Origin of the sequence: Microcoleus sp. S1D4 (genome assembly GCF_036700765.1) — a bacterium.
In the GTDB taxonomy this organism is placed as follows: Bacteria; Cyanobacteriota; Cyanobacteriia; order Cyanobacteriales; family Microcoleaceae; genus Microcoleus.
This window is the reverse complement of the sequence record NZ_JAUBPP010000005.1, coordinates 15029-28855: the sequence shown is the minus strand read 5'-3', so window position 1 is coordinate 28855 and position 13827 is coordinate 15029. Positions and strand designations below refer to the sequence as shown.

14 protein-coding genes are annotated in these 13827 nt (G+C 44.5%); 4 read left to right on the top strand and 10 right to left on the bottom strand.

Features of this window, described 5'->3' with window-relative positions; genetic code table 11:
* Positions 1–40: 40 nt before the first annotated feature.
* The 3 genes from QT998_RS07105 to QT998_RS07095 form a co-directional block, all read right to left on the bottom strand.
* Positions 41–1462 (bottom strand): glycosyltransferase family 2 protein, encoded by a 1422-nt coding sequence (locus QT998_RS07105; protein WP_333116001.1) that lies wholly within the window; start codon positions 1460–1462, stop codon positions 41–43.
* Entirely contained in the window at positions 1431–3692 is a 2262-nt protein-coding gene (locus tag QT998_RS07100) for a hypothetical protein (protein WP_333115998.1), read from the bottom strand. Before QT998_RS07100 ends, QT998_RS07105 begins: the two co-directional genes overlap by 32 nt.
* A 65-nt stretch (positions 3693–3757) precedes the next feature.
* On the bottom strand, positions 3758–4282 hold the full coding sequence (locus tag QT998_RS07095) for an SH3 domain-containing protein (protein WP_194066301.1): 525 nt from the start codon (positions 4280–4282) through the stop codon (positions 3758–3760).
* A 206-nt stretch (positions 4283–4488) separates the two neighbouring features.
* Here QT998_RS07095 and speD point away from each other — a divergent pair, with 206 nt between their 5' ends.
* Positions 4489–4911, top strand: coding sequence for an adenosylmethionine decarboxylase (gene speD, locus QT998_RS07090; protein ID WP_194008626.1), 423 nt, complete (start codon positions 4489–4491; stop codon positions 4909–4911).
* Between the two features lie 84 nt (positions 4912–4995).
* Here the strand turns inward: speD and QT998_RS07085 are convergent, their stop codons facing one another.
* Positions 4996–5592: a hypothetical protein gene (locus QT998_RS07085; protein ID WP_333115996.1), complete on the bottom strand. Its 597-nt coding sequence runs from the start codon at positions 5590–5592 to the stop codon at positions 4996–4998.
* A 142-nt stretch (positions 5593–5734) separates the two neighbouring features.
* Here QT998_RS07085 and queF point away from each other — a divergent pair, with 142 nt between their 5' ends.
* Positions 5735–6154 (top strand): preQ(1) synthase, encoded by a 420-nt coding sequence (gene queF, locus QT998_RS07080; protein ID WP_194008628.1) that lies wholly within the window; start codon positions 5735–5737, stop codon positions 6152–6154.
* A 161-nt stretch (positions 6155–6315) separates the two neighbouring features.
* On the opposite strand, the gene QT998_RS07075 is transcribed toward queF, so the two are convergent.
* The 4 genes from QT998_RS07075 to QT998_RS07060 all read right to left on the bottom strand — a co-directional run bounded on the left by QT998_RS07075 (position 6316) and on the right by QT998_RS07060 (position 10433).
* Positions 6316–6528: a DUF2283 domain-containing protein gene (locus QT998_RS07075; RefSeq protein WP_333115993.1), complete on the bottom strand. Its 213-nt coding sequence runs from the start codon at positions 6526–6528 to the stop codon at positions 6316–6318.
* 322 nt (positions 6529–6850) lie between these two features.
* The gene (locus QT998_RS07070; RefSeq protein ID WP_194066298.1) at positions 6851–8263 is read right to left on the bottom strand and encodes a cytochrome c biogenesis protein; all 1413 of its coding nucleotides are present in this window, start codon (positions 8261–8263) and stop codon (positions 6851–6853) included.
* 295 nt (positions 8264–8558) lie between these two features.
* Positions 8559–9290, bottom strand: a complete 732-nt coding sequence (locus QT998_RS07065; RefSeq protein WP_194066297.1) for a cytochrome c biogenesis protein CcdA — start codon at positions 9288–9290, stop codon at positions 8559–8561.
* A 426-nt stretch (positions 9291–9716) separates the two neighbouring features.
* Positions 9717–10433 (bottom strand): pentapeptide repeat-containing protein, encoded by a 717-nt coding sequence (locus tag QT998_RS07060; protein ID WP_333092585.1) that lies wholly within the window; start codon positions 10431–10433, stop codon positions 9717–9719.
* Positions 10434–10461: 28 nt separating this feature from the next.
* Here QT998_RS07060 and QT998_RS07055 point away from each other — a divergent pair, with 28 nt between their 5' ends.
* On the top strand, positions 10462–10593 hold the full coding sequence (locus QT998_RS07055) for a hypothetical protein (protein ID WP_333092584.1): 132 nt from the start codon (positions 10462–10464) through the stop codon (positions 10591–10593).
* Between the two features lie 193 nt (positions 10594–10786).
* Here QT998_RS07055 and QT998_RS07050 read toward each other — a convergent pair whose 3' ends face one another.
* Positions 10787–12112 (bottom strand): peptidylprolyl isomerase, encoded by a 1326-nt coding sequence (locus tag QT998_RS07050; protein WP_333115990.1) that lies wholly within the window; start codon positions 12110–12112, stop codon positions 10787–10789.
* Between the two features lie 238 nt (positions 12113–12350).
* Between QT998_RS07050 and QT998_RS07045 the strand changes: the two genes are divergently transcribed.
* Positions 12351–12902: a peroxiredoxin gene (locus QT998_RS07045; protein WP_194066295.1), complete on the top strand. Its 552-nt coding sequence runs from the start codon at positions 12351–12353 to the stop codon at positions 12900–12902.
* Between the two features lie 305 nt (positions 12903–13207).
* Here QT998_RS07045 and QT998_RS07040 read toward each other — a convergent pair whose 3' ends face one another.
* Positions 13208–13747: a phosphate-starvation-inducible PsiE family protein gene (locus tag QT998_RS07040; RefSeq protein WP_333115988.1), complete on the bottom strand. Its 540-nt coding sequence runs from the start codon at positions 13745–13747 to the stop codon at positions 13208–13210.
* Between the last annotated feature and the right edge of the window lie 80 nt (positions 13748–13827).

Below are 13827 nucleotides of genomic sequence, written 5' to 3'. Positions count from 1 at the left end.
AATTGCCAAGTATAAAATCAATCTCAAATCTAAAATAGTATTAGCTTGCCCCGTTTAAGGAAGCACCGGTAATATAATTGAGTTCGATCGCCTGTGCTGTCTTAAAAGGACGCAAATCTGGTAGTTTACCCTCGCGCACCGCCGCAGTATTGGCGATCGCTCTACTCTTGAGTTGCTGAATCAATTCTAAACGCACCGGAGCATCTAGTCCAGTTTGTCGATCAGTAGTTAGCGAACCCTCTCGGTGTCGGCGAAAATAAGCAAAGTCAGGAATATTAACTATTTTTGCAGCAAAGTGCGATCGCAGCAAAAACTCACTATCTCCAGAAAACCGCAACCCCGTAGCAAAACCGCCCAACCTTAAAACTAAATCCCGCGAAACTAAGCTAGTAGGGTGTAACAGCGGATGTCCCGGTTTTTCTGCTAGGGCGGCGCTGACATTGAGAGGATAAACAACAGGTAACAGCCTATCATCTTCAAAGGCGCGCAATTCTTGCGTCCCCACTAATTCAGCACCAGTATTTTCTGCTGCTGCTAACAACAATTCTAAGCGATTTTCGCTCGACCAATCATCAGCATCTTGGAACAAATAAGCATCATAATTTGTTAGTTCGATCGCCTGTTGAATTAAGCGGTAAGGCCCGACATTCACAGCCGAAGCTAATAAAGTTACTCCCGGAAACTCTCGGACAATATCGATAGGTGGCGAATGCGAGCCATCATCCAGCACCACAATACCATCCAGAGGTCTAGTTTGACTTACTAGGGACTGCAAGCAGCGATGCAAAAACTGTTCGCAGCGATAATGGGGAATCACCGCCAGGACGCGAGATTGATTTGTAATTAAATGATTATTTGTAGCCTTGATGTTTTTTTCAGCAATATTCTCTGAACTTGTAGAGGAAATAGAACGATTTATTTTGGGATAATCATCCGAGTCTAAACTGGCAAAATTTATGTTAGTAGTTCCCCAATTAAAAGCGATATTTTGCCGTTCTAATTCTCTAGCAACTCCTAAAAGACTCCAGCGATTTATTTCTAACTGCGGTAGTGCTGCTTTTAGCAAAGGCGTTGACGCCATCCAGCCCAAGGCGGGGAGAGGATGTTGTTTGGCAGTTTCTAGTGGTAATACCACCGCTGGAGGTAAGGATGCTAGTGCGAAATTTGTTAGTTGAGGCGGCAAAAACATTACCGGCGTATTAGCCGTTAAAATTGCAGTGACTTCTGTATTAATTGTCTGTAACACTTTCAAACACGATGCAAAAGATTCAATATTAAAGACGCAAAAATCAACATCATCTTTATCGAATGTGTAAATTGTACTTTCACCCTGATGATTTGAGGGATCGATCCCAATTATATGTTTTAATTGATAGAGTCCATTGTGTTGCAAAGCGCCCATTGCATTCGTTGACCAGCCCAGATGACTTTTACCCAGGATAATTAAAGTTAAACTTACCATTGGCTCGATCGCAAATTGTGGATTGTTTGTAATTCATTTCTCGTGCTAATCTTTCAAATCCCGAAGCCCGCATATTCGGCGGGGCGGCGGCAATTAAACACTGATAAGCTAATTCCGATTCTCCCCGTGCTAACCAAAGTGGGGCTAATTTCCACAAAAGCGGTATCCAAGGTATGGGATCGATATCTCGATCGGGCAAGTTGGTGCTAATTAGTCCAGCATTGTTTTGAATTTTATCTAACCATTCTACGGGGTTAAGTGGTTCTTGCCAAAGTAGTTTAGCATATCCTTGTTCGAGTTCGACTCGTGCTATTTCTGTCGGTAAAGTTGCTGTGGCTTGTAACTGAAACAATGCTGTGGTAGCTGATGCGCGATCGCCCAAAATTGCTTGCCGCCAAGTTAACCAAGCGTCTAAAAAGGAATCGCCCGTTGTTTGTCGGTGGTTGCTGGATGCGAGGGTTTTTCCGTTGACCAACTCCCACCAGGATGCTAAAATTTGAATCTGGAATCTGGAGGCCCAAAAATTTAAATCTCCGATTAAAATAGATAAAATTGGTTTCCAGGCGATCGCGATTTTGGGATTTTCGCGTTTGGCTGTGCTTGCTGCGAGATTGAATGCTGCTAATAAGTGCTGAATATTAAATACATCTAGCTTGCCAGAATCGGGTAAATTGGTATTTTCCCAGATGGATCTAGCGGTGTTGCTGTCGAATCCTAAACTGGGAATTAGTAAATCTACCATCGCGGAATATTCGCCGCAATTCATCTCGGCTAAACGTTGCTGGGCGCTGTGGTAGATATTTTGTCTGGTTGGGCGATCGGCTAAAAAGCTGCACGTCAACAGCAATACTCGTACAGACATCAATTCTACTGCTAATTCCCGACAAGGTGAAGGTTGCAAAAGTTTTGCGATCGCTTGTTGGGCGATCCTCTTCGAGGGCTGCGCCAACGGCGAAATCCCCGAATTTACCATCGCTGTCGGCTGAATTAAACTTTTCAACAATAATGCAATTTCTCTCGCTTCTCCTGCGGGTAATAAACCCAATTCCAACCACTCGCGCCAAGATTTTTTCGTCACCCATTCGATCCACTCTAGATCGCTACAACTTTGGGTATTTTCCAGTTGACTTAAATCCGATGAATCTACAATAACTCTCCCTCGAACTTCTCCAAATAAATTTTCTAACCAAAGCTGTAAAGGTTGCAGATCGAGAACTTGCTGCGGTTCGACTTGCAGCCAAATATCTACATCTAATTGATTTTGCTTGACTATCTGATAATTCAGAATCCCCGGAAATTTAGGTAAACAGATTTCTCCCGGATATTTCCAGCCTTGCTGAGTCTTAATTGGTTCTTGACTGCGGCCCAGAATTTTGGCGGTTATTTGCGATCGCCCGCAAGGACACGCATCAAAATCTAATTGCAGGCGATCGCCACATTTATAGCGAATCAAAGGCATTGTATAATTGAATAAATCTGTAGTGACTAATTCACCGTCAATAATTTCATAAAAACAGCGATCGACATCTAAATGCAGTCGCCCGCATTCAGGACAACTCAAGCCCGAAATCCCAGTTTCTTGGCAACCGTACTCGTTAATAACAGAAGTTTGAAAAATTGATTCAAGTAACTGTTTTTGAAATTCAAATAAAACCTCACCGGTACAAATAACTCCTAAAACAGCAGGAAATGAATGCCCAACTAGGGCGGCCGCTACTTCCGACAAACGACTGGGATAACCTCGAATTACCGCCGGCTTAATTTGCAACAATTCCTTTAAATTTTGCAGCCAATCGGCGGTGATATTTCCAATTAACGAAATATCGTTAACTCGCAGGGGCTGCAAGCGGCTGGCGAGATTAATAATTGGGACTTGTTCGTCAATTCCCCACCAACCTAAAGCGCGGTGGCGCGCCAATAAACGCGCTTGGTTCCACTCATTACCGGCAAAGTAAGTAAAAAAATCACCGGAAGTTCCGCTAGTCATTCCTCGATAAACTAAATCGTCAGCAGTTGCGAGAAATAACCCTGGATTTTGCCGGACAGTTTGTTTGTCTATGGGCTGCAAGTTACTAAAAGCAGTTTGCCAATCGGTTACAAGTTGTTTTAACCCAGAGTCGGAATCAATTAGTCCAGCTTGCAAAAAGCGGTGGTAATTTCCGGGGAGAGTTAGGGCAACTTCTAAGACTTTTTTTAAGTTGATGGCGGTGCGATCGCTCAATTCTCTCATAAGCTGTTATCGCTCGAATTTTGCAGCTGCGCTGTGGTTTTTATGCGTATTTCATTAAGATCAAATTATTTTTCAGAGTTTTGGCTGGCGATTTGATCTCCGATTTGCAGCCAATCTTGATTAATCAAAACTTGTTGTTTATCTGATACTTCTGGCAAAATTCCCCGCTGTGCGTTCAGTGGCTTTTCGCAAGAATCTCCTAAAGGTTTTAGATAACTTTTAAAAACCCAACCCACTCGGAAATAAGGTGCACTCATAAACCTGCCTTCGCGAAGAGTTTGGGTGTTAGAACTAAAGTGACTGCCAATTTTTACCCACTTTCCCGTTGCGTCTCGATCGCCCGTAACGACTTGCCAGCCTTTTGGAACTAAACCGATAACCTGGCCGTTGGGGGAGGAACGGATAGTGAGGGGATCTTTGTCGGTGACGACTTGAGCGAAGGGCAGAGGTTTGCCTCCGTAGGGGCAATTTTGAGCTTGTAAGGTTGTTGCCGGGGAAGTAGCAGAGGCGGCTGTTTTGACACCCGAAAGCGATAACAGCATTAAGCTAACAAACAGAGCAATTTTTTTCCAAACTTTTAAGGGATTCACGGAATATAATTCTCTATGATTTCACCAACCGATTATTACATATATTTGCTACAGGTTGCTCCTCCTAAAGTGCCAAAATTATTCGGACGATCGCGCTTCACCACTATTTTTTGATTTTTTGGGTAGACTACTTGCAAAATTTTTTACAGCGTGCTATCGTCAAAAGGTTTGATACGAATTGTGAGTTAGAGGTAAAACCCCGCAGAATGAAACAATTGGGAACCCATCTGATCGCTGATGCTTGGCAGTCTCCAGGAGACCTGCTCAACGATCCTGAACGTATCCGCCGCGCCATACTCGATGCGATCGAAGCCGGAGGAGCTACTCTCATCGATTTGTGCGTGCACCAGTTTAGTCCTCACGGAGTAACGGCTACTGCAACTTTGGCAGAGTCTCATATAGCAATCCATACTTGGCCTGAACACGGTTATTTTGCTGCAGACTTATTTTTCTGCGGAGCCGGAGACCCTCACAAGGCCATGAAGGTGCTACAGTCAGCTTTGGAAGCTAAACAGGTAAAACTCACTGAGTTTACGCGCGGTTTCGAGCCCGGGGTGGGCAGCCTAGGTTCTGCTTGTGAAGAGCAGTATGCGCCTCGTCCATTAGAAACGAGTGCCGCCAGAGTATAATGGCCAATTAGCGTAACTTTGAACATTTTATGCTAGGTTTTGGTAAAAATCCCACGGCTCGGGCTGTGGGATTCTTGTTGGAAATTACTTTTTCATTAATAAAGGGCGAACAACTAAATAACCAGCACCGAAGGCGGCAATAACAATCAAAAAAATCGCGATGGCCAACCACAATCCGCTTAAGTCTGAGGATTTTTTGGGTTGAGAGCGAATGCGGTAAGGAATTTCCTGCACCTCTGAAAATAATTTTTCTGGAAGCGTTTCGGGTGTCGGAGGGGGTGTGGGCGAGGTTTCCGGTACGGGAAAGGGAAAAGCCACTGTCTGAGGTGGTTGAGGTATGGTAGAGCTACTCCGCGAGATGACAGGTTCTGGAGGCTCCGGTTCAACGCTAAAATTGAATTTGACTGAGGGCATTTGCGGCATCCCTGTCTGGGTGACGCTTTGGGCCGAGTTGACTACTTGCTGTAGTTGTTGGGATACTTGAACTACTGTTTCTACTTCTCGCCGCAGTTGTTGATTTTGTTGGACTAATTGCTGGTTGTGGGTTTTGAGGGAGTCAAGCATGGCTTGGGCGGCTTGCAATTCGGCGGTGACTTCTCGATAGAGCGAAATCGGTACCGATGGAGAGTAACTATTGGAGTTTTCAGGGGATGTATTGTCAGATAAGGTAGTATTTTGCATAGTAGTTGGCGAGGGTGAACTTTTTTTAGTTTAGCCTGAGAGTATTTGCAATTAGATCGATCGCAATACAATTCGTCAAGATATTTGTTAAAAATATTAATAGTGAGTTTAGTTAAATGTTAGAAATTTTTAGTCGATCGCTATGAATCACCAGCAAACCGAACAAAGTATGTCGCAAAAGTCAAGTACCGAAGAAATGAAATACGGCGAACGCGAGATTTTGGAAGGGCAGTTAATTACTTTTCCGAATCCGCGAGTCGGGCGGCGCTATACGATTAACATTACTTTGCCGGAGTTTACTTGCAAGTGTCCGTTTTCTGGCTATCCAGATTTTGCCACAATTCACGTTACTTACGTGCCAGACGAGCGGGTGGTGGAATTGAAGGCCCTGAAATTGTATGTTAACAGTTATCGCGATCGCTACATTTCTCACGAAGAATCGATCAATCAAATTTTAGACGATTTTGTCGCTGCTTGCTCGCCGCTCGAAGCGACGGTGAAGGGCGATTTTTCTCCGAGGGGGAACGTACACACTGTGATTGAGGTGCGGCACGAGAAGTAGAAGGTAGAGTCTTCTGCGGCTGGTACTTATTGCGGTAGGGTGCGTCAGGTTTGAGATTCTCAATCAGCACCAAAAGCATGATTCTGACGCACCGTTTTTTGCAAGGGTGCGTCAGTGAGACTGTTGGTTTGGATCGAAAAATAACGCTAGAGTAGAGCACCCTACTTAACTGCTTCAGAAAAAGCTTCTAACGAGATAAATTGTTTGACGTCTAATATTTCGATCAATACCAGTTCTCCACTGCTAGAATAGTGGAGAATCATTTGCCCTTCATCTTCGGCATAGGCGATCGGGCGTTGGCGAAGCCCTCGAAGAGGATCGGAAATTTCAATCAGCATCGCATCTACATCAGGGTTATATCTAATCTTTTTCATATCTTGACCTCTTACCAGGATAAGCAGTAATTACTAAAATTCTATCTGAATATTCTTGGTAGACCACTCTTAGGACAAGTCCCTTCAATCTTTTTTTGCAAATAAACTTCCCTTGACCGCTTGCTTCTACCCAACTCGGCTATCTAACAGTTTCGGAAATTAAATCTGTTGAAATTGTAACCCCGTGACTTTCGAGAATTTCTATTTTCAGCAAGGCGTGTTGACTAAATTCTATTTTTTTATCCACATTTATTGTTTATTTTATTTTTCGTTCGAGCCCTTGGTGTAAGGTGCACAGCGTGCACCTTACAGATTGGTGCGGTTAACTTTGACTGGCTAGAGAAGTTGGGGATATTCCACTTTTTCCCTCTGCTGTTTTTGATTCGGCCAACTTGTCCAAAATCTCCACAACTTCTCTTTCAAAAGTCACCTGAGCGCGATTAGTGCGCCCGCCCACATAGAGTTTGCCGTTTTTCTCCAAAGCCCAAATCTGCGAGTGAGACAAATAGCTCATCAACACACTGAGCATCAGCAACCCGAAGCCAGTATAGACGAGCGGAATCCCCGGATCAGCCTTAATTTGCAATCCCGTGCTGCCTACAACTTCGTCAATTGTCAGCATCACGCCGTTAACTTCTACAGCGGTGCCGGCGCGAACTGTAGTTAATAATTTACCATCGGTACCGTAGATTAACATCGTTCCTTGCAAGTCCTTTGCTAGCAGAGAAACTCCTGCACTCAAATCTGGTTTTGTCGGAATCCAAGCGCCCCAAATTCTGCCTTGACCTTGAGTGTCTAACTGAGCCATTGGTAGTTGCAAAACCGGGCTTTTGTTGAGGCGGACTCGCACGGCGGCGATCGCCCAATCTGCTTGATAAAAAGTCACTCCCCGATATCTCAGAGGCTCGTTAACGTGAATGGTTTTGCGATCGACCTCTTGGCCTGTTTTGTCCAAAACCGACAGATCCGAGTAAAATTGGTCGATCGCCCCGCTCGGACTATAATCGATCCAGAACCGATTCACGCGCATCGACCAATCCTTCGGTATTTGCGGCCCCGCCCAAGGCCCAGCATCCATAATATTCTGCACCTTAAAATTTTCACCGCTAGCCACCATTTCTTGACCGAGAAACCCCGTCAGCGAGCCCCACATCGACCCAGCTAAAATAATTAGCATACTGGCGTGAACAATAATCGGGCCGATTTTGCCAATTATGCCCTTGCGAGCATAAACTTTTTCACCTTCTCGAAAGATGCGGTAGTTTTTTTGCTGCAAAAGTTGTTCTAACGAAGTTAAAGGAACTGTTTCTAACTCCGCACTCAGAGCTAACTTTTCAAACTGCTTTGGTTCTTCATAAAATTTCCAGCGGCGGGCGGCTTTTAGCGCCGGAAATTGTCTGGTAAAAGTGCAAGCTGTCAAGCTACTGCCGAACAAAATTAGGATTGACAAAAACCACCAAGTGCGGTAAACATGGTCTAATCCTGCAATCAGTACAACTTTCCAAGTTAGGAAGCCGAACAAAGCCGGGTGTTCGGGATAGTTGGATTGGTAAAACTCTACCGATTGGCCTTGTTCTATCACTGTGCCAGAAATGCTGAAAAGTGCGATCGCCAGCAACAAAATAATTGCCAGCCGCAAATCTGCCAGCACCGGCAAAATTTCTCGCTTGAAAAACCTTTGAGGCGCAGTCGCCCAGTTTGATAGTTTAGATAGAAATACTTCTTTTGATGTCATTGGTAATTATGAAGAAGGAAGTTCGGCAACGAGCAATGTACGGGATGTAACGGATGTAACGGATGTAACGGATGTAACGGATGTAAGTCCGTCGGAAGAGAGAAGAAGGAAGAGGGAAGACGGAATAAACAGTTCTTATCTAGCAATTATCAATCAATTGTCAAGTCTTTCTTTGTTCTTCCTTCGTGTACTTCGCGTCTTCGCGGTTCGCCAAAAAAAACGCCAATTTTGTAATAATTGCTATATCTTTACTCAACAATAACTAAAGTCCTTACTACAAACCTAACTGCCAACCTTACGCGGGAAGTATGCGGGAAATCAGGGAAAAAACGCCAAATCCTACCAGCAAAACGCCACTGACAGGCGTAATCCAACTCGACCACCTGCGTAATTCTAACAACTTTTTAATGCTCGCGGTAAAAGTCCCGGCTATAATTAGGGGAGCGACGTAGCCAGCGGCGTAAAACAGCAGCAACACACCACCTAAAACAACATCTCCCGTTTTGGAAACCCAAGCTAACAGCGTCGCTAAAACAGGCGTGCTGCAGGGAGACGCTACTAAACCAAAAGTTAAGCCCAATAAGTACGATCGCACCGCTGCGGGCAAATTTTTCGGCACCCAGCCCGCAGCGTCAAAAGACGGCATTTGCAAGGGTAAAGCTTCGAGTAAATTCAGCCCCATTAAAATAGCGATGATGCTGACAACGATCGGCAAACCCAGACCAATTTTGCCATAAATTTGGCCGGCAAATGATGCTACAATGCCTAAACCCGCAAGGGTTGTCGCCAAACCCAAGGAAAACCATGCAGACTGGGTGGCGGCTTGGAGGCGGCTTTTTGCTTCGTATCCGCCGATGTAGCCGATCGTAATCGGCAACATGGAAAGCATACAGGGCGTTAAGCTCGTTAGCAACCCTGCCAAAAAGATGACTCCGACGCTGACTAAACTTAGATGAGTCAGTTGAGTGTTGACTAAATTATTAGCAAATTGTGCGAGTTCGTAAAGTAGGGTTTCCAAGGTTTCCATCAGTCGATTTTAGATTTTAGATTGAATAATTTTAGATTGACTCCAGTGTCGATTTTAGATTTTAGATTTTAGATTTTAGAGTAATCTGAGAGGTTAAACTAAATATCTAGTTTTTTCGATTTCCGGTGAATTCAGACGGGCGTGCTGTTCTGGCTCTGTTAAAAATTGTAACAGATGCGTGCAGCTTCGGTCGGAAATTTGAGATAGATTTTAGCGATATTGACTGGTTGGGAGTTGAAAGGTCGATCGCACCCTGCTTTTAACGGAATCTTGACACCATCCTCAACCAGCTTTTAGGAACTTTTGTTGACTGGTTCAGAAAATTAATACATTGTGGAACAGGCAGGAAAGCCTGAAAAAAGTCAGGCATTGTGAAACAGGCATTTTACCTGTTATTACTGGTTTGGGAGATAATTCAAAGCGAGTTTACTTTAAATTAAAGCCAACTTCTTCATTAATAGATCCGTCGGGCATTATTGCCCCAGCCAGCACCGCACCTCTGAAATTTGCTTTCGTTAAAATAGCACCTTCTAAATTAGCATTGCTCAGATTTGTGACTTGTTTGGAACCTCTAAAATAAAAGCTGTGCAAGTCGGCACCTGTCAAGTTCGTATTTGCCAAATTAGCATATTGCAAGTCAGCACCGTGCAGCGTCGCATCAGTTAAATTAGCTTCAGTGAGATTGCTTCCCCAAAGTCGAGAATCTAACACATTAGCATCTTGTAGGTTGGCGCGACTGAGATTTGCTAGAGTCAGATTAGCGTCCCACAATTTGGTGCGGTTTAAATTAGCTTCAGTCAAATTTGCTCGACTGAGAGTAGTACCCAAAATATCAGCATTTGTCAAATTGGCGCGGCTGAGATCTGCGCCCGAAAGGTCAGCATTTTTTAAATTAGCACCAGACAAGTTAGCGCCGGACAAATTAGCGCCACTCAAGTTGGCTTCAGTGAGATTAACTCCCTGCAAATCGGCAGCGCTCAAATCGCACTGCTTCCACAAAAAGCTGACGCACCAATTATCTTTTAATAGCTGACTCAAATCCTCGGCATTCGCGGCCATCGCAGGAGGAGTTAAGTAGAGAGTGAACAGGGCGATCGCCAGCACTGTAGCAGCTAAAGTTTTCAACCTCAGAACTCTGTTCATTGACACTAATTTGCGCGATAAATTCTTGATGTACAATCAAAGCATAGCAAATAACCCGCAAATCTCATCGGTAATATTACTCAAAAATATTAGTAAAATGTCGATCGCGGTTGACCCAGACATCGACTTAACTCTGGCCGTGACGGGCGATCGCGAATAATCCGGTTATTTCGCAGATGCTTTGTAGGCAAACAATTTGTTTCATAAAAACCGGATAGCAGTTCGATCTCTCATATGAAAGATCGCTCGCTCAAATTAGACAACTGCGGTATTAATTGAATTTGGAAATCGGGAATTAGGAATCGATCGTCGCGTAAGGTGCGATATCAGCACCCTACACCTATAGGTTAAAGTTAGCCGATTCTGAACGCAGCGTCGCCTACTGGCAAGTCATTCGGACGGGAAATAGTAGCAAAATCAACGGCAAAAACAGCACTTTGAACTGCTGCGGCCGTAGCATTTTGAACATTAGCCAAAGTAGCCCCGCCTGATTGAATTAAAGTGTTGCTTCCAGATTGAGTAAATACCAGACTTGCCAAACTGGTACCGCCAATGCCAATGCGATCGCCCTGCTGCGATATAAAATCAGTAATTGTATCCGTTTCTCCATCACCTGCGATTAAAACAAAAGTATCTGCACCTGCGCCACCAGTGAGAGTGTCGTTGCCTAAATCTCCAATCAAAATATCGTTGCCATCACCACCAATTAACACGTCATTCCCTTTGCCACCTCTCAAAAAGTCGTTACCAGCATCGCCATTGATAGTATCGTCGCCGAGATTTCCGTTGATAATATCGTTGCCAACACCGCCACTAATTAAGTCGTTACCTTTGCCACCTCTAAGGAAGTCGTTGCCTGCTTCGCCTGTAATAGTATCATTGCCTTGGCTACCGTTAATGGCATCATCAATCGGCGAACCGACGATGCGATCGTTTCCACTACCGCCGAGCACGCCGCTGGGGTTTTGCTGAGAATCTTGGGTGGTAACTTGATAGTTATTCGGGGCATCAGGCAATCTGAGCGCTCGCAAAGACAGATTGACAAAATTGGTAGTATTAACCAAATTGTTCAGCAAACCAGTATCGCTAATGATGTTGGAAACCCGACTCGGGACGATTCCTCCAACGACTTTAGCGATCGAAATGCGATCGCCCTGCTGCACCGCATTCACCGTTTCAAAACCTTGAACAACATTGCCAAAAACAGCATAATTGCCATCCAAAAACGGCAAAGTATCCAAAGCAAAATAGAACTGCGAAGAAGCCGAATTCAAAGCAGTAGCCCGAGCCATTGCCACAGCCCCGGCAGTGTGCTTCAACTGCGGTGTCTGAGTCACAACTTGGTTGTAAACAGGTTGCGCCGCGCCTTGCGGCTTGATTTCCAAAGGAATAAAACGCGGCCCATTAGTATCCGGGTCAATAAAATTACCTGTTCCCAATTGACTTGCGGGAATTGTAGGATCTTTGCTGCGCGGATCGCCTCCTTGCACCACAAAAGGATCTGGCTGGCGTACCACTCGGTGAAACATCACCCCATCGTAGATGCCCCGTTCAACTAAATCAACAAAATTTCCCCCAGTAATCGGGGCATTAGTGCCGTCAACTTCGATCGCAACGGGTTGACCGTTAATTACCTGGACTACTGTAACTTTGCCTGTTAACGGGAGTGCAGCGCTCATAAGTAAATTGTGATTTGAGTGAGTTATCTCTTGACTAATACCAAATCCTGGCTAAATATCCGCTTTATTTCTTAACCTGCCAAGGCTGGTTCCCTCTGTCGAGAAGCGGTTTTAACCGCCGAATCATCAAAGGGTAGCTAACACCGGATTTGGTTTCAGAAGCAATCCGCGAATTGCCCCTACCCATTTAATCAGAAAACTGTAAACTTGTCTTAAGTACAATTCTACTTGTGAATTTATGATTTCCCGCCGCAAGTTTTTTAGCACTTTATTGGCAATTTGTCTAGTCTTTCTCAGTTATAATTTTGCGGCCCCTGCCTTTGCCCTCGGCGGCAAGCTGCCGGCGGTGAATCAAGCTGCACCGGATTTTAGTTTGCCGACAAACAGTGGCGGCGGACAAGTGTCCCTCTCCGATTATCGCGGTAAGTGGCTGGTAGTCTATTTCTATCCCAAAGATTTTACATCGGGTTGTACGATCGAAGCGCGTCGATTCCAGCAAGACTTGCCGAAATACTTGGCAAAGAACACTCAAATTATCGGCATCAGCGCTGATGATGTCAACTCCCACGCAGAATTTTGCGATGCTGAAGGTTTAAAATTTCCGCTGTTAGCTGATACCGACGGCCAAGTCAGCAAAGCCTACGGTTCTTGGATGAGTTTTATCTCGGCGCGGCACAGTTTTATTATTGATCCTGAAGGCACTTTGCGGGAAACTTTTGTTAAGGTTAACCCGGCGATTCACTCGCAAGAAGTGTTCGCCCGTCTGGAGGAATTGCAGGCTGAGGGTTAATATCGCGCCCCGTCGGTTACACAAAAACGGTTCCTAGTGCGGACTAAAGTCGGCCCTCCGGCCCAGGAATCCTGTCCGCAAGCGCGATCCTTAGTTCTTGGGGTTGGGCGATCGCACAGGATGTAATGTAATGGGAGCGCGATCGTCCAACCCCAATCAAATAAAATAGTAGTGAAGAATGCAATTACTCGGAAAACGCAAAGGAATTGCATTCCGAACGCTATCATGTTTATTAGATGGAAAGCAATGGCTAATAACTGCACCATCTGTAAAATAGCTAATCTCAAATCGCCATTTAGCCCTACTCAATGAGAATTTAACTTGCTATTTACTGCAACAGGTTCTGAAGAAGATTCAGACTCTAACGGATTCTTTCTTTTGTTAGAAAAACGGCGTTCTGGGTCAATTCCCTCAAAGGTAGGCGGCAACCAAACTCGGACTACCAACAACGCTCCCAAAACCAACAAAAAGGCTCCTGTTGATAATATTTGAATCCAGGGAGTTTCCAGCACTCCCCGCACGATAACTTCTCGCAAAACTGATACAATACAAACTTCCACAGCCACACCAATCGAAACGCGCTGTTCTTGCAAATAAATAATTAGCAGCCGAAATAATTCCACTAAAACTAATAGAAATAGAATATCTGCCGTTACTTGCTGGAAATTCAAAGGAGGTAACAGCGAGAAAAACATTTCTCGCAGTTCGATGACCATAAAGCTGAACAAACCGATACACAAAGAAATTACAATTAAATCTTGAATTGTTTCAAGAACGCTGACTATTAGTTTCAAATTCAACCACTGCGGGGGGTTACTTGTATAGTTATGTGAACGATTTTCCATTGACAGCTCCTGCAATCTGTTTGACCTGCTTACAGCTTAAGTTAAATAAAGTCACTCTTTGACAAAAAATAGGTTTAATT

Coding starts and splice junctions, on each gene's coding strand:
- QT998_RS07045 (WP_194066295.1), top strand. CDS start 12,351: ATGATTTCCCGCCGCAAGTTTTTTAGCACTTTATTGGCAATTTGTCTA.
- QT998_RS07075 (WP_333115993.1), bottom strand. CDS start 6,528: ATGAAAAAGATTAGATATAACCCTGATGTAGATGCGATGCTGATTGAA.
- QT998_RS07070 (WP_194066298.1), bottom strand. CDS start 8,263: ATGACATCAAAAGAAGTATTTCTATCTAAACTATCAAACTGGGCGACT.
- QT998_RS07105 (WP_333116001.1), bottom strand. CDS start 1,462: ATGGTAAGTTTAACTTTAATTATCCTGGGTAAAAGTCATCTGGGCTGG.
- queF (WP_194008628.1), top strand. CDS start 5,735: ATGAATCACCAGCAAACCGAACAAAGTATGTCGCAAAAGTCAAGTACC.
- QT998_RS07085 (WP_333115996.1), bottom strand. CDS start 5,592: ATGCAAAATACTACCTTATCTGACAATACATCCCCTGAAAACTCCAAT.
- QT998_RS07055 (WP_333092584.1), top strand. CDS start 10,462: ATGTACAATCAAAGCATAGCAAATAACCCGCAAATCTCATCGGTAATA.
- speD (WP_194008626.1), top strand. CDS start 4,489: ATGAAACAATTGGGAACCCATCTGATCGCTGATGCTTGGCAGTCTCCA.
- QT998_RS07040 (WP_333115988.1), bottom strand. CDS start 13,747: ATGGAAAATCGTTCACATAACTATACAAGTAACCCCCCGCAGTGGTTG.
- QT998_RS07100 (WP_333115998.1), bottom strand. CDS start 3,692: ATGAGAGAATTGAGCGATCGCACCGCCATCAACTTAAAAAAAGTCTTA.
- QT998_RS07060 (WP_333092585.1), bottom strand. CDS start 10,433: ATGAACAGAGTTCTGAGGTTGAAAACTTTAGCTGCTACAGTGCTGGCG.
- QT998_RS07050 (WP_333115990.1), bottom strand. CDS start 12,112: ATGAGCGCTGCACTCCCGTTAACAGGCAAAGTTACAGTAGTCCAGGTA.
- QT998_RS07065 (WP_194066297.1), bottom strand. CDS start 9,290: ATGGAAACCTTGGAAACCCTACTTTACGAACTCGCACAATTTGCTAAT.